Source organism: Pseudomonas yamanorum (genome assembly GCF_900105735.1).
GTDB classification, from domain to species: domain Bacteria; phylum Pseudomonadota; class Gammaproteobacteria; order Pseudomonadales; family Pseudomonadaceae; genus Aquipseudomonas; species Aquipseudomonas yamanorum.
This window is the reverse complement of sequence record NZ_LT629793.1, coordinates 5,281,053-5,295,174: the sequence shown is the minus strand read 5'-3', so window position 1 is coordinate 5,295,174 and position 14,122 is coordinate 5,281,053. Positions and strand designations below refer to the sequence as shown.

Below are 14,122 nucleotides of genomic sequence, written 5' to 3'. Positions count from 1 at the left end.
CCAGGCGGAGCGGGGGTTTGCCGGCAGGTAGCAGCTTAGGGCAGTAGGAAGAGAGTCGAAAAAACGGCGGACTTATGCCGCTAACGGCAAGTGCAGGTATCAAGACCGACAAAGAACCCATGTGGGAGCGGGCTTGCTCGCGAATGCGGAGTGTCAGTCACCCTATGTACCGACTGACCTACCGCATTCGCGAGCAAGCCCGCTCCCACAGGTTTAACCGCGTTCGGCTTTGACGACTTCGTAGTCGCGCAACTTGTTGGCAATGGTGGTGTGAGATACGCCCAGCCGCTTGCCCAACAGTCGACTGCTGGGATGCTCGGCATACAGCTGCTCCAACACCGCCTTCTCGAAGCGTCCGACGATCTCCTCCAACCCGCCTTCCAGGGAAAAATCCCCCAGCGGCTGGCGCACGCCATAGTCCGGCAGGCGAATGTGCTCAGCCTTGACCGTGCCGCCCTCACACAGCGAAACCGCCTGGAACAGCACGTTCTCCAACTGCCGCACATTTCCCGGCCAGTGGTAATGGCTGAGGCGATCCATCGCCGCAGGCGCCAGCTTGGGCAGCGGGCAGCCGATCTGCCGGCTGGCCTGATCCAGGAAGTGCTCCACCAGCGGCGGCAAACCATCCAGGCATTCGCGCAGCGGCGGGATATGCAGCGAGAGCACATTGAGACGGTGGTAAAGGTCCTGGCGAAATTCGCCCCGGGCGCACAGCTCGGAAAGGTCCACCTGCGTCGCGCAGATCACCCGCACGTCCAGGTACACCTCTTCATCACTGCCTACCCGGCGAAAGCACCCGTCCTGCAGAAAGCGCAGCAACTTCACTTGCAGCCGCGCACTCATTTCCCCGACGCCATCGAGAAACAACGTGCCGCCCGCCGTCAGCTCCAGCAGCCCCAACTTGCCCTCCGCCCTCGCCCCTTCAAAAGCACCGGGGCCATACCCGAACAACTCGGTCTCGGCCATGGACTCCGGCAAACCGGCGCAGTTGAGCGCCATCAACGGCGACTGCCCGCGCGGGCTGGCCAGGTGGCAGGCGCGGGCCAGCAACTCTTTGCCGGTGCCGGTTTCGCCTTCTATTAATAGAGGGGCATCCAACGGTGCCATGCGCCGGGCTTCACGCACCACGGCGGCCATGACTTTGGAGCTTTGGAAAATGCTGTCGAAGCCCCGCAGCTCCTGCTTGCGCACATTGTAGATACGCTCACCCACGCGGTCGGCACGGTGCAAGGTCAGCACGGCGCCGGCCATGGCTTCGCTGTCGTCATGTTCAGAGGATTGCAGCGGCGCAATATCGGCCAGGAACACATCGCCCTTGACCTTGACCCGCAAGCCATTGATCCGCGACTTGCTGGCCCGTACCAGTTCCGGCAAATCGAAGTCTTCGGCGTAGCGCGACAACGGAATGCCCGGCACCTCATCCACCCGCACCCCGAGCAACTGCGCCGCCGCTCGGTTGGCGGCAACGATGGAGCCGCCCATGTCGATGGACAGCACCGGAAACTCCAGCGCTCCCAGCAGCGCGTTGAGTTCCATGTGCCGACGTTCGCTGGGCATCAGCCCAACCCGCTTGACGCCAAACACCCCGGCAATCGCTTCGAACTGCGGGCGCAATGCCTGGAATTGCAGGTTCACCAGATTCGGGCAGAACAGGTAAATGGCGTTGCCGTGTTCGCCACCGACTTCGCCCTTGGCGACGTTTACGCCGTACTCCACCAGCAGGTTGAGGATGTCCCGCAGGATGCCGATGCGGTTCTGACAATGCACTTTGATACGCATGTGAAGGCCCGAAGAGGTGGAGGCGCTGCGTCTTTTTGCCGCTGGGCGCAGATAGTCGTCAAGATTATGTGACAGTCGCGAGGCGATTCACACCCAAAACACGCCACATACACAACTAGACGCCTCAACCGTAACGAAAACTTTACGAATTCCAGTAACTTTTCCTACAGACCCGTGCCGCAAGAGGATGGATTCCTGGTCCAGGCGGCGTATCAATAGGCTCATCCCAGGACATAACAAGAACGAATGCCTAGCAGGAGAGCAGTATGAAGCAGACGCAGTACGTGGCCCGCGAGCCCGACGCGAACGGTTTTATCGACTACCCGCCCGAAGAACATGCGGTGTGGAACACCCTGATCACGCGCCAACTGAAAGTGATCGAGGGCCGTGCCTGCCAGGAATACCTGGACGGCATCGACAAGCTCGGCCTGCCCCATGACCGCATTCCGCAATTGGCGGAAGTCAACAAAGTGCTGGCCGAGACCACCGGCTGGCAAGTCGCCCGGGTGCCGGCACTGATCCCCTTCCAGACCTTTTTTGAATTGCTCGCCAATAAGCAGTTTCCGGTGGCGACGTTTATTCGTACCCGTGAAGAGCTGGATTACCTGCAGGAACCGGACATCTTTCACGAGATCTTCGGCCACTGCCCACTGCTGACCAACCCCTGGTTCGCGGAATTCACCCACACCTACGGCAAGCTCGGCCTTGCCGCCACCAAGGAACAGCGCGTGTACCTGGCGCGCCTGTACTGGATGACCATCGAGTTCGGCCTGGTGGACACGCCCGAAGGCCGGCGCATCTACGGCGGCGGCATCCTGTCTTCGCCCAAGGAGACCGTGTACTGCCTCTCGGACGAACCTGAGCACCAAGCCTTCGACCCGCTGGAAGCAATGCGCACGCCGTATCGCATCGACATCCTGCAACCGCTGTACTTCGCCCTGCCCAACCTCAAGCGCCTGTTCGAAGTGGCGCAGGAAGACATCATGGGCATGGTTGAACGCGGGATGCAGCTGGGTCTGCACGCACCGAAGTTTCCGCCCAAGCCCAAAGCGGCTTGAGCTGTGGCTTTTCGGGCCAGGTGAGTCTGTTCCCTGGCCCCGCGTTGCTTTAGGGTGACGCCACTGACGACCGTTTTCCAAACACTCGATTTCAGGAATACCCACATGACCACGTTGAACCAAGCCCACTGCGAAGCCTGCCGCGCCGACGCCCCGCAAGTCAGCGACGAAGAATTGCCGGTGCTGATCAAGCAGATCCCCGACTGGAACATCGAAGTACGCGACGGCGTGATGCAGCTGGAAAAGGTCTTCCTGTTCAAGAATTTCAAATTTGCCCTGGCCTTCACCAACGCCGTGGGTGTGATCTCCGAAGCTGAAGGCCATCACCCGGGCCTGCTCACCGAATGGGGCAAGGTCACCGTGACCTGGTGGAGCCACTCCATCAAGGGCCTGCACCGCAACGACTTCATCATGGCTGCGCGCACCGACGAAGTGGCCAAGGATGCCGAGGGCCGCAAGTAATGCATTTCGACGCAATTGGCCGGGTGCCCGGGGACCCGATCCTCGGGCTGATGGAGCTGTATGCCCAGGACCCGAACCCGAACAAGTTCGACCTCGGCGTGGGCGTGTACAAGGACGACCAGGGCCTGACGCCGATCCCCCATTCGGTGAAACTGGCCGAGCAGCGCCTCGTGGAACAACAAACCACCAAAACCTACATCGGCGGCCACGGCAATGCCGCCTTCGGCACGCTGATCAGTGAATTGGTGCTGGGCGCTGGTTCGCCGCTTCTGAGTGAACGCCGCGCCGGCGCCACCCAGACACCTGGCGGCACCGGCGCGCTGCGTCTGAGCGCTGACTTTATCGCCCACAGCCTGCCCGGCCGCGGCGTGTGGCTGAGCAACCCGACCTGGCCGATTCACGAAACCATCTTCACCAAGGCCGGGCTCAAGGTCAGCCATTACCCATATGTGGGCAGCGACAATCGCCTGGATGTTGCGGCGATGCTGGCCACGCTGGCCACGGTACCCAAGGGCGACGTGGTGCTGCTGCATGCCTGCTGCCACAACCCGACCGGCTTCGACCTGTCCCAGGATGACTGGCGCCAGGTGCTGAAGATTGTCAAAGAGCGCGAGCTGCTGCCGCTGATCGACTTTGCGTATCAGGGTTTTGGCGATGGCCTGGAACAAGATGCATGGGCGGTGCGACTTTTCGCGGCTGAGCTGCCTGAAGTGCTGATCACCAGTTCTTGTTCGAAGAACTTTGGCCTGTACAGCGACCGTGTAGGCGCGCTGATTGTGTGCACGACGAATGCCGAGAAGCTGACGGATGTGCGCAGCCAGTTGGCGTTTATTGCGCGTAACTTGTGGTCGACGCCGCCGGACCATGGTGCTGCTGTGGTGGCGACGATTCTCGGTGACGCCGGGCTGAAAAAGCAGTGGGCCGAGGAAGTTGAAGCGATGCGGGCGCGGATTGCGCAGCTGCGTTCCGGGCTGGTGGAGGCGCTGGCGCCCCATGGGTTGTCGGAGCGGTTTGCGCATATCGCGGCGCAACGCGGGATGTTTTCCTATACCGGCTTGAGTGCGGAACAGGTGAAGCAACTGCGGGAGCAGCACAGCGTGTATATGGTCAATTCCGGGCGTGCGAACGTGGCGGGGATTGATGCGACGCGGTTGACGCTGTTGGCCGAAGCCATCGCGGATGTTTCCCACATCTGACTGAAGAAACCGGATCCCAGTGTGGGAGCTGGCTTGCCTGCGATGCAGACGACTCGGTCTGTCTATAAAACCGAGTCGATGCTATCGCAGGCAAGCCAGCTCCCACATTGGGACCGAGCCTGTCTTTAGCCCGCGACCATTTCGGCCTTTAGCTGCGCCTCTTTCGCCTGGGCATCCGCCAACCGATACAGCTCGATATGCCCGTCCCAGTGCTCGATCAGCGCTGTGCACGACTCCACCCAATCCCCGCAATTGAGGTAATCCACCTCGCCCACCTTGCGAATCTCCGCATGGTGGATATGCCCGCACACCACGCCGTGCAATTCGCGCTTGGTCACTTCATGGGCAATCGCTTCTTCAAAATCACTGATAAAGCTGACCGCCGTCTTGACCTTGTGCTTGAGGTACGCCGACAACGACCAGTAGCCGTAGCCATAACGCGCCCGCCAGTGGTTCAGCCAGCGGTTGAGCGTGAGGGTGAATTCGTAGGCCGAATCGCCAAGGAACGCCAGCCAGCGGTGATACCGGGTGATCACATCGAACTGGTCGCCATGGATCACCAGCAGGTGCCGGCCATCGGCAGTCACGTGCACCGCTTCGTCCACCAGCTGGATATTGCCGAGGATCAGCTTCGAATAACGCCGCAGAAACTCATCGTGGTTGCCGGTGACGTAGATCACCTCGGTGCCGCGCTTGCTCATGGTCAGCAGTCGGCGGATCACGTTGGTATGGGCCTGGGGCCAATACATGCCGCTGCGCAGCTTCCAGCCGTCGATGATATCGCCCACCAGGTAGACCTTGTCGGCGTGGTAGCCCTTGAGAAAATGCGAGAGGTGTTCGGCCTGGCAATCCCGGGTGCCCAAATGCACGTCGGAAACCCACAGGGTACGCACGCGTTGCTTGCGGCTGGGCTTGGCGAGTTCGGCGCTGGTCATGGGCATGCCTCACGGTGTTTTCGCGAGCTTGCGCCCATGGGGTTAATAGCCCATGACAGTGTTGCGTCAGTCTGATGACAGCGCCCAAGGCCGGTGAAGCGATGTAAACTGCGGGCCTGCCCAGGAGACTGCGATGAGACCCAACCTCACGCTACGCCACTACGTCGAAGAGCCTATCGCCCACAGCCATGAACACGCGCAGCTGGTGTTTGGCCTGTCCGGGCATCTGGACTTCGAGGTGGATGGCCGTGGCAGCCAGGTACAACACAGCAGCGTGATGGTGCTGCCCTACGCCGCTCATCACGCGTGTATCAGCCGCGATGGCAGCCGCTGCCTTGTACTGGACGTGCCTGACGGACACTGGTTGGCTCAGTCCCTGGGGGAGCATGCCGACGCCAGCCGTCGCTTGCTCGACCAGTCCGCCCACCTGACTCTCGACAATCGCCAAAGCCAACTGGTGCAATGGCTGGCGAGCAGCCCGGTGGACGATCCGCTGATCGCCCAGCAAGGCGCCGTATTACTGCTGGCCAGCCTCAATCTCGTACAGCCGCCGACGGGCAAGCGCCTGCCCTATGCCGCGTTCGATGCGCATATTCAGCGGCACGCCGCACATCCGCTGCAAGTGGCAGACCTGGCGAAGATCGCCGACCTGTCCGTCGCCCGTCTGCATGCGCGGTTTATCGCAGAGTGCGGGCAAACGCCGATGGACTACCTCCGTACCCGGCGCTTGCAGATGGCGCGCGACCTGTTGCGCAACAGCCAATTGCCCATCGGCGAGATTGCCGCGCGGGTTGGCTACGGTTCGCAAAGTGCATTTGCTGCGGCGATGTTGCGGGAGTTTGGCCTCTCGCCCCGAGCCTTCAGACGAACACCGCCCGGTGTAGGAGCTGTCGAGCCTGCGATAGCATCACCGCGCGCGCTCTGAAATACCGAGTCGCTTGCATCGCAGGCAAGCCAGCTCCCACAGGGGATCGCTTCCTGGTAAGAGCCCTGCGACAAAACCCGCGAGCCCAACGACAGACGCGAACGCCTGCAACCCTCTAGACTGCGATCCTGTAAACCCGTTGTCTAAGGATCGCAATGACTCCCCGCACAGCCCTCGGCGCCCTGCATATCGGCGCATTGATGTTTGGCCTCACTGGCGTGTTCGGCAAGCTGGCGGCCGCCTCGCCGGCAATTATCGTGTTCGGTCGCGCCGCGTTCGCGGTGCTTGCCCTGGCGATCTTTGCGCGTTTCGCCAGCAACACCACCTGGCAGAGGCTGCAAGCCCGCGACTGGCGCCGCCTGCTGGTCAGCGGCCTGTTGCTGGCCGGGCATTGGGTGAGTTTCTTTATTGCGGTGAAGGTCGCCGGCGTGGCCATCGCCACCCTGGGCTTCGCCACCTTCCCGGCCTTTACGGTGATCCTCGAAGGCCTGATTTTCCGCGAGCGGATTCGCGCCAACGAAATCCTGCTGGTGGTGCTGGTCAGCATCGGCCTGGTGCTGGTCACGCCGGACTTCAACCTCGCCAGCCAGGCCACCAGCGGCCTGTTGTGGGCCGTCGGTTCCGGCTTGCTGTTCTCGCTGCTGTCGCTGAACAACCGCGCCAGTGGGCGCATCCCGCCGGTGCAGGCGGCCTTGTGCCAGAACGTGGTGGTCGCGCTGTGCCTGTTGCCGGTGGCTGCGCCTGGGCTCGCGGAGGTGCGCGCATTGGACTGGCTATGGATCGGCCTGCTCGGGGTGTTCTGCACCGGCCTGGCCCACAGCCTGTTTGTCGCCAGCCTCGCGGTACTCAAGGCGCGCACCGCCGCGGTGGTGTTTGCCATGGAGCCGGTGTACGGCATCACCATGGCCTGGCTGCTGTTTGCCGAAACCCCGACCCTGCGCATGCTGATGGGCGGCGCACTGATCATCGTGGCCATCGTGGTGTCCGGGCTGATGGGCAACGCCAAACCGGCCAAGCAGCCGGCCGCCACGGCCTGATCTATACTTCGTGTGTCCGTGACAGTGTGTGGTCGTTCAACGGATCCAGACTTCTCGACAACAGCCCGGGTGCTTTTTGAAGTTGCTGCAAGCGAGTGGTCATTCCATCAACGCGATGCAGGGGTTGCACCATGGAAATCTTCATCAGCCTGGTCCTTCAAATGATCAGCGGCGCCATCGGCGGGCAGATCGCCGGCCTGGGCAAACACAGCCTGGGCACCGGGCTCAATACGCTGGTTGGCGGGGTCGGCGGCCTGGTATTGGGCCAGATCGTTTCTCTGATCACCGGCACCGAGACCGCGACTGACCTGACGCTTGCCGCCCTGGCCAGCAACATCATCGGCGGCGGGGTCGGCGGGTTGGTCCTGACGATTCTCGTCAGTTGGGTGAAACAGCGGATGGCCACCAAGTAAGCGCTGATGCTTATTGCACGCGGTCGTTATGCCCCAGGTCCCGTTGCGGGTCGATCTGGTCGCGTACCCGTTGCTTGAGCACCTTGGCTTCCGGGAAGCCACCATCAGCCTTGCGCTCCCAGATCTGCACACCGTCGCAGGTAATCCGAAACGCACCGCCAGTGGCCGGCTCCAGGGCCACTTTGCCGAGGTCGTCTGCGAAGGTGCTCAACAGCTCCTGGGCCAGCCAGGCGGCGCGCAGCAACCACTGACATTGGGTGCAATACGTGATGACAATCTCGGGTTTGGCCGCTGACATGAATTGACTGGCTCCTGCTTGGCGGGTTGAAAGGATCGAGTGGCTATAATACCGGCCTTTATCGTCCTGCCTTGAGATTGATGATGCGCCGCCTGTTGTCCTGCCTGTTGCTGTGCCTGCTCCCTGTCCTCGTCCAAGCCGTCGAAAACCCGCGCCCGAAGATCGGCCTGGTGCTCTCCGGCGGTGCCGCCCGTGGCCTGGCGCACATTGGCGTGCTCAAGGCTCTTGAGGAGCAAGGCATCCACATCGATGCGATCGCCGGCACCAGCATGGGCGCAGTGATCGGCGGGCTGTATGCCTCGGGCTACAAGATCGATGAGCTGGAGAAACTCGCGTTGAGCATCGATTGGAGGCTCGCCCTGTCCGACGCGCCGCCACGGGAAGATGTACCGTTCCGGCGCAAGCAGGATGACCGGGATTTCCTGGTCAAACAGAAACTCAGCTTCCGCGACGACGGCAGCCTGGGCCTGCCACTGGGGGTGATCCAGGGTCAGAACCTGGCCTTGCTGCTGGAAAGCATGTTTGCCCACACCAGTAACGTACGGGATTTCGACAAGCTGCCCATCCCCTTCCGCGCCGTCGCCACCGACATCACCAGTGGTGAAAAGGTGGTGTTCCGCAAAGGCCACCTGCCCCAGGTGATCCGCGCCAGCATGTCGATCCCGGCGGTGTTTGCCCCGGTAGAGCTGGATGGACGGCTGCTGGTGGACGGGGGCATGACCGATAACATCCCGCTGGATGTGGCGCGGGAAATGGGGGTCGACATCGCCATCGTCGTCGACATCGGCACCCCGCTGCGTTCACGCAAGCAACTCAACACCGTGGTGGACGTGCTCAACCAGTCCATCACGCTGATGACCCGGCGTAACTCTGAAGAACAACTCAAGGCCCTGGGCCCCCGCGACGTACTGATCCAGCCGCCATTGGCTGCCTACGGCGTGACGGATTTCGGTCGCGCCAAGGACATGATCGACGCGGGCTACCGCGCCACCCGCGCCCTCGACGTACGCCTGGCCCACTTGCGCCCGGCCGAGCCGGTAGACCCGTCCCTGGTGGCCGCCCGCACGCCCGGCGAGCGCAATCCCGTGATTACCGCGATCAAAGTGGAAAACGACTCCAAGGTGGGCGACGAGGTGATCCGCTACTACATCCGCCAGAACCTCGGCGAGCCTCTGGACATGGCCCGCCTGCAAACCGACATGGGCACCCTTTACGGCCTGGATTACTTCGAGCAGGTGCAATACCGCGTGGTGAAAAAGGGCAAGGACAATACCCTGGTCATCAGCGCCCGAGGCAAACGCAGCGGCACCGACTACCTGCGCCTGGGCCTGAACCTGTCGGATGACATGCGCGGCGACAGCGCCTTCAACCTCGGCGCCAGCTACCGCATGAACGGCATCAACCGACTCGGCGCCGAATGGCTGACGCGGGTGCAGATCGGTGACAAGCAGGAGCTTTACAGCGAGTTCTATCAGCCGATGGACACCGGCTCGCGGTACTTCGTCGCGCCCTATATCAGTGCCCAGGCGCAAAACGTTGAACTGATCGAAGACAACAACCCGATCTCCGAGTACCGCCTGGAACGCTACGGCTTCGGCTTGAACGTGGGCCGGCAGATCGGCAACAGCGGCGAGATTCGTTTCGGCGTCGGCGAGGCCTGGGGCAAGGCGGATGTGCGCATTGGTGACCGGGATTCACCGAGCATCAACTTCAGCGAGGGCTTCTATGAGCTGAAGTACTCCTTCGACTCGTTCGACAACGTGTACTTCCCCCATACCGGCGAAGACATTGGCTTGGCCTTCCGGGAGTTCGAACCGGGGCTGGGTTCGGACCAGCGCTATCGCCAGTGGGAGTTCAAGCTGGACAAAGCCATGAGCAGCGGGCCGGACACGCTGATCCTCGGCGGGCGTTATGGGCGCACTCTGGATAAGTCGGATGTGGTGATTTCCAGCTTCCTGCTGGGGGGCGCGCGGCAGTTGTCGGGCTTTCGCGAGGATGCGATTGCGGGGCAGAACATCAGCCTGATGCGCGCGGTTTACTACCGCCGGCTGACGCCGCGGTCTTACTTGCCGCTGGACTTCCCGTTGTACCTGGGCGCGTCACTGGAGCGCGGGCGAGCGTGGAACAACGACAATGAATACGACAGCGGGTACATCAACGCCGCCAGTATTTTCCTGGGGTTTGATACGCCGCTGGGGCCGTTGAATTTCAGTTACGGGTTTAACGATGACAATCAACAGGCCGTGTATCTGAACCTGGGGCAGACGTTCTGACTACGCCACAAAACCCATGTGGGAGCGGGCTTGCTCGCGAAGGCGGTGTGTCAGTCAGCACATGTATTCACTGACACTCCGCTTTCGCGAGCAAGCCCGCTCCCACATTTTTGATCTTCTGTGTACTTGGGATCAGGACTTCTCGAGATTTCCGAGGATGTGCTCATGCACCCGCATGCACACCCGCAGATCCTCTTCATCGACGCCCACAAACAGCTCATGGCGCAAGGCCGTGGCGATGGTTTCAATCTGTTCGATCAACGGCTTCGCGGTGTCGCACAGCACGATGCGCTTGGCGCGGCGATCTTCCACAACGGCCTGGCGTTGCACCAGGCCCTGGCTTTCCAGGCTGTCGAGCAAACGCGCCAATGTAGGCCCTTCTACCCCGACACTTTGCGCCAGCTCACGCTGGGTCGGCGGTTCGGTAAAACGGGCCAGGTGCAGCAGCACCAGCCAGCGTGCCTGGGACAAGCCCAGACCTGCCAGACGACGATCCAGCTCGGCACGCCAACCTCGGGACATCTGCGCCAACTGCATGCCAAAACGGTGTTGATCGGTTAACGGCATAAAAAACTCATGGATTAGACTGAAAATAAAGTGTGGCTAATTATTAGTCAGCTAAGCATGACCCATGCCAGTAGGCAAGACCCGGTATGTACTGATTCGTTACATTGTCGTAATTGGCACATCAAATCTCGAATTCCGACTGCAAAGCGGCCCTTACGCAGTACAAAACGCCTTCAGGCACACGCCCGGTAAACAGCGGCGCAATCTCGGAAACAGGTGGCAATTCGCCTTCTCCGTCCAGGAATGCATCCTGGATTTCGCCGAGCAAATCTTCCGGCAAATCAAGGGCCTGCTCCAACGACAACTGCTGCTTGCCGATGGATTCCGCCAACAAGGTGTAGACGTTTTTTTCCGAGCACTGCAACTGCCCGGCGATCTGGATCGGGGTCATGCCGGCACGGGCCAGGCTGATCAACTCGTGGCGGATATCGGCCACCTCTTTCGGCGCCTCGACCTGGCCGCCGAGCACTTCGAGGAACGCCTGGCCGTAACGCTCCAGCTTGCGCGCACCGACGCCGCTGACCCTGGCCATTTCGCCCAGGGTGGTGGGATGCTCGCGGAGCATTTCCAGCAACGTGGAGTCGGGGAAGATGACGTAAGGCGGCACGCTGTGTTCCTGCGCCAGCTTCTTGCGCAATGCACGCAAAGCTTCCCACTGTTCGCGCTCTTCGAAGCGCACCAGTTGGCTGGCTTGGCTGGTGCTGGTTTTGGGGGTGGTTTGCGGCTTGAGGTCGCGGCGCAGCTCCAGGCTGACTTCGCCCTTGAGCAGCGGCCGGCAACTGTCGTTCAGGCGCAGGCCGCCGTAGCCTTCCAGGTCGATGTCCACCAGGCCACGGGCGACCATCTGCCGGAACAGCGAGCGCCATTCGCCTTCAGCGCGGTCTTTGCCGACGCCGTAGACCGAGAGTTTTTCGTGGCCGAAGCTGCGAATCTTCTCGTTGTCCTTGCCCAGCAACACATCCACCAGATGGCCGACGCCATAGCGCTGGCCGGTACGGTAGATCGCCGACAACGCCTGACGCGCCGGCTCGGTGGCGTCCCAGGTCTGCACGCCGTCGACGCAGTTGTCGCAATGGCCGCAGGGTTGGGGCATGTCTTCGTCGAAGTAGGCGAGCAAGGTCTGGCGACGGCAGCGGGTTTCTTCACACAGCGAGAGCATGGCGTCGAGCTTGTGCTGTTCCAGGCGCTTATGGCGCTCGTCGCCTTCGGAGTTCTGCAGCATCTGCTTGAGCATCACCACGTCTTGCAGGCCGTAGACCATCCAGGCATCCGCCGGCAGGCCATCACGGCCGGCACGTCCGGTTTCCTGGTAGTACGCCTCGAGGGATTTGGGCAGGTCCATGTGGGCCACGAAGCGCACGTTGGATTTGTCGATGCCCATGCCGAACGCGATGGTAGCGACCATGATCAAACCTTCCTCGTTGAGGAAGCGCTTCTGGTGGTACGCCCGCAGTTCGTTGGGCAGGCCCGCGTGATACGGCAGCGCCGGGTAGCCCTGCTCACTGAGGAATGCGGCGACCTCGTCGACTTTCTTGCGGGACAGGCAGTAGACGATGCCTGCGTCACTGCGCCGATCGGAAAGGAATGCCAGCAACTGCTTGCGCGGCTGTTCCTTGGGCACGATGCGGTAAAAAATATTCGGCCGGTCGAAGCTCGAGAGGAACCGCTCGGCGTTTTGCAGGTGCAGACGCTCGACGATTTCTTCGCGGGTGCGCTTGTCGGCCGTGGCGGTCAGGGCAATGCGCGGGACGTTGGGGAACAGCTCCGCCAGTTGACCCAGCTGCAAGTATTCACGACGGAAATCGTGGCCCCACTGGGACACACAGTGGGCTTCGTCGATGGCGAACAGGGAAATTTCCAGGCTCTGCAGGAACGCCAGCATGCGCGGCTGCACCAGGCGCTCGGGGGCGAGGTAAAGCATCTTCACTTCGCCGCGCTTGATGCGGGCGGCGAGGTCGCGTTGCTGTTCGGCGCTGAGGGTGGAGTTCAACGCGGCAGCCGCCACGCCGAGCTCTTCCAGAGTGGCCACCTGATCGTCCATCAAGGCGATCAACGGCGACACCACCACTGCAAGCCCTTCACGCAGGAGTGCCGGCACCTGGAAACACAGCGACTTGCCGCCGCCGGTAGGCATCAGTACCAGGGCGTCACCGCCGTTGGCCACGCGCTCAATGATCGCACCCTGGCGGCCACGAAAACTGTCGTAGCCGAAGATGTCCTTGAGGACGCGTTGAGCCTGCTCGAGCATGAAAAACTCCAAATATCGCCGAAATCCCTCTGTACAGGCTGGTCGAAAAAGCACGCTTGAGCGGGAAATAATCCGTAAGCGAACTTTTCCCGCGACTGGCGCTTGGCCTGTAGGGGCATCACAAAACGCGGCAGTATACCCGAGGGTCACCCGGCAAAGGGTGCCGTTGGTGAATTGCACAGGCCCATTAAATGGCCCGAAATGCTGGGAATTCATTCCGTCAGGTAGACCCAATTGTCCCCTTCGCGAGCAAGCCCGCTCCCACAAGCTGGCCTGGCAGCTCAAGAAAGCCTAGAATTGCCCATCGTTTATTCCCAAGGTAGTCCGTCAATGTCCTTCGCTGAGCAACTAACCCGCCTGCAAGCCTTCCTCGATGCCGATGAGCTGCACGACGAGGCGCTGGACTACGTGGCCGCCCACGGCTATCTGACCGCGCTGTCGATCTGCTCCGATGTCGTGCCTGATCGTGAATGGATCGACGCCCTGTTCTCCGAAGAGCCTCACTACAGTGATGCCGCCCAGCGCGAAGAAATCGAATCCACCCTGCTGGCCCTCAAGGCTCACATTGGCCGCCAACTGGCTTCCGATGAAGAGTTCGAACTGCCTTGCGACCTGGACCTCGGTGAAGATCCGGATGATTCCGAACTGCGCGGCTGGTGCATCGGCTTCATGGAAGGCGTGTTCCTGCGTGAAGAGGCCTGGTTCGAAACGGCTGAAGAAGAAGTCAGCGAAATGCTGCTGCCGATCATGGTCGGTTCCGGCCTGTTCGACGAGCAACCTGAGTTCTCCGACATCGCCTCCGACGCCAACCTGATGGACGACATGATCGTTCAGATCCCGGAAGCGCTGACCGCCCTGTACCTGCTGTGCAACGCACCTGACGAAAAGCCGGCGATCCTCAAGCCTCGCCACCACTAAGACCCTTGCCCGT

General features: G+C 61.5%; 13 protein-coding genes. 8 read left to right on the top strand and 5 right to left on the bottom strand.

The window, feature by feature from the left end:
- Positions 1-213: 213 nt before the first annotated feature.
- A complete protein-coding gene (locus BLU46_RS24990) occupies positions 214-1,779 on the bottom strand; it encodes a sigma-54-dependent transcriptional regulator (protein ID WP_093207461.1) in 1,566 nt (521 codons plus the stop codon).
- A 266-nt stretch (positions 1,780-2,045) separates the two neighbouring features.
- Here BLU46_RS24990 and phhA point away from each other — a divergent pair, with 266 nt between their 5' ends.
- The 3 genes from phhA (at position 2,046) to BLU46_RS24975 (ending at position 4,495) form a co-directional block, all read left to right on the top strand.
- Positions 2,046-2,837 carry a phenylalanine 4-monooxygenase gene (gene phhA / locus BLU46_RS24985; RefSeq protein WP_063028067.1) on the top strand — a complete coding sequence of 264 codons (792 nt, stop codon included), beginning with the start codon at positions 2,046-2,048 and terminating at the stop codon, positions 2,835-2,837.
- 105 nt (positions 2,838-2,942) lie between these two features.
- Positions 2,943-3,299: a 4a-hydroxytetrahydrobiopterin dehydratase gene (locus BLU46_RS24980; RefSeq protein ID WP_003214616.1), complete on the top strand. Its 357-nt coding sequence runs from the start codon at positions 2,943-2,945 to the stop codon at positions 3,297-3,299.
- Complete coding sequence (locus tag BLU46_RS24975; RefSeq protein WP_093207456.1) at positions 3,299-4,495, top strand: amino acid aminotransferase; 1,197 nt, start codon at positions 3,299-3,301, stop codon at positions 4,493-4,495. Before BLU46_RS24980 ends, BLU46_RS24975 begins: the two co-directional genes overlap by 1 nt.
- 125 nt (positions 4,496-4,620) lie before the next feature.
- Here BLU46_RS24975 and BLU46_RS24965 read toward each other — a convergent pair whose 3' ends face one another.
- Positions 4,621-5,430, bottom strand: a complete 810-nt coding sequence (locus BLU46_RS24965) for a UDP-2,3-diacylglucosamine diphosphatase (RefSeq protein WP_093207451.1) — start codon at positions 5,428-5,430, stop codon at positions 4,621-4,623.
- Between the two features lie 133 nt (positions 5,431-5,563).
- Here BLU46_RS24965 and BLU46_RS24960 point away from each other — a divergent pair, with 133 nt between their 5' ends.
- From BLU46_RS24960 to BLU46_RS24950, 3 genes are all read left to right on the top strand, one after another.
- Positions 5,564-6,355: an AraC family transcriptional regulator gene (locus BLU46_RS24960; RefSeq protein ID WP_093207447.1), complete on the top strand. Its 792-nt coding sequence runs from the start codon at positions 5,564-5,566 to the stop codon at positions 6,353-6,355.
- Between the two features lie 155 nt (positions 6,356-6,510).
- Positions 6,511-7,392 (top strand): DMT family transporter, encoded by an 882-nt coding sequence (locus BLU46_RS24955; protein WP_093207442.1) that lies wholly within the window; start codon positions 6,511-6,513, stop codon positions 7,390-7,392.
- A gap of 131 nt (positions 7,393-7,523) precedes the next feature.
- On the top strand, positions 7,524-7,805 hold the full coding sequence (locus BLU46_RS24950) for a hypothetical protein (protein WP_093207438.1): 282 nt from the start codon (positions 7,524-7,526) through the stop codon (positions 7,803-7,805).
- A 10-nt stretch (positions 7,806-7,815) separates the two neighbouring features.
- Here BLU46_RS24950 and BLU46_RS24945 read toward each other — a convergent pair whose 3' ends face one another.
- A complete protein-coding gene (locus BLU46_RS24945) occupies positions 7,816-8,103 on the bottom strand; it encodes a SelT/SelW/SelH family protein (RefSeq protein WP_093207434.1) in 288 nt (95 codons plus the stop codon).
- A gap of 83 nt (positions 8,104-8,186) precedes the next feature.
- Here BLU46_RS24945 and BLU46_RS24940 point away from each other — a divergent pair, with 83 nt between their 5' ends.
- Positions 8,187-10,376, top strand: coding sequence for a patatin-like phospholipase family protein (locus BLU46_RS24940; protein ID WP_093207431.1), 2,190 nt, complete (start codon positions 8,187-8,189; stop codon positions 10,374-10,376).
- Positions 10,377-10,508: 132 nt separating this feature from the next.
- Here the strand turns inward: BLU46_RS24940 and BLU46_RS24935 are convergent, their stop codons facing one another.
- Both BLU46_RS24935 and recQ read right to left on the bottom strand, forming a co-directional pair.
- Positions 10,509-10,943 (bottom strand): MarR family transcriptional regulator, encoded by a 435-nt coding sequence (locus BLU46_RS24935; protein WP_017477432.1) that lies wholly within the window; start codon positions 10,941-10,943, stop codon positions 10,509-10,511.
- 121 nt (positions 10,944-11,064) lie between these two features.
- A complete protein-coding gene (recQ, locus tag BLU46_RS24930; protein WP_017477431.1) occupies positions 11,065-13,191 on the bottom strand; it encodes a DNA helicase RecQ in 2,127 nt (708 codons plus the stop codon).
- A 330-nt stretch (positions 13,192-13,521) separates the two neighbouring features.
- Between recQ and BLU46_RS24925 the strand changes: the two genes are divergently transcribed.
- Positions 13,522-14,109 carry a UPF0149 family protein gene (locus BLU46_RS24925; protein WP_017477430.1) on the top strand — a complete coding sequence of 196 codons (588 nt, stop codon included), beginning with the start codon at positions 13,522-13,524 and terminating at the stop codon, positions 14,107-14,109.
- The last annotated feature ends 13 nt before the right edge of the window (positions 14,110-14,122 follow it).

Bases quoted from the DNA above. Each gene is read 5' to 3' on its own strand.
- BLU46_RS24975 (WP_093207456.1), top strand. From the start codon at position 3,299: ATGCATTTCGACGCAATTGGCCGGGTGCCCGGGGACCCGATCCTCGGG.
- BLU46_RS24935 (WP_017477432.1), bottom strand. From the start codon at position 10,943: ATGCCGTTAACCGATCAACACCGTTTTGGCATGCAGTTGGCGCAGATG.
- BLU46_RS24925 (WP_017477430.1), top strand. From the start codon at position 13,522: ATGTCCTTCGCTGAGCAACTAACCCGCCTGCAAGCCTTCCTCGATGCC.
- BLU46_RS24940 (WP_093207431.1), top strand. From the start codon at position 8,187: ATGCGCCGCCTGTTGTCCTGCCTGTTGCTGTGCCTGCTCCCTGTCCTC.
- BLU46_RS24960 (WP_093207447.1), top strand. From the start codon at position 5,564: ATGAGACCCAACCTCACGCTACGCCACTACGTCGAAGAGCCTATCGCC.
- recQ (WP_017477431.1), bottom strand. From the start codon at position 13,191: ATGCTCGAGCAGGCTCAACGCGTCCTCAAGGACATCTTCGGCTACGAC.
- BLU46_RS24955 (WP_093207442.1), top strand. From the start codon at position 6,511: ATGACTCCCCGCACAGCCCTCGGCGCCCTGCATATCGGCGCATTGATG.
- BLU46_RS24980 (WP_003214616.1), top strand. From the start codon at position 2,943: ATGACCACGTTGAACCAAGCCCACTGCGAAGCCTGCCGCGCCGACGCC.
- BLU46_RS24950 (WP_093207438.1), top strand. From the start codon at position 7,524: ATGGAAATCTTCATCAGCCTGGTCCTTCAAATGATCAGCGGCGCCATC.
- BLU46_RS24990 (WP_093207461.1), bottom strand. From the start codon at position 1,779: ATGCGTATCAAAGTGCATTGTCAGAACCGCATCGGCATCCTGCGGGAC.
- BLU46_RS24965 (WP_093207451.1), bottom strand. From the start codon at position 5,430: ATGACCAGCGCCGAACTCGCCAAGCCCAGCCGCAAGCAACGCGTGCGT.
- BLU46_RS24945 (WP_093207434.1), bottom strand. From the start codon at position 8,103: ATGTCAGCGGCCAAACCCGAGATTGTCATCACGTATTGCACCCAATGT.
- phhA (WP_063028067.1), top strand. From the start codon at position 2,046: ATGAAGCAGACGCAGTACGTGGCCCGCGAGCCCGACGCGAACGGTTTT.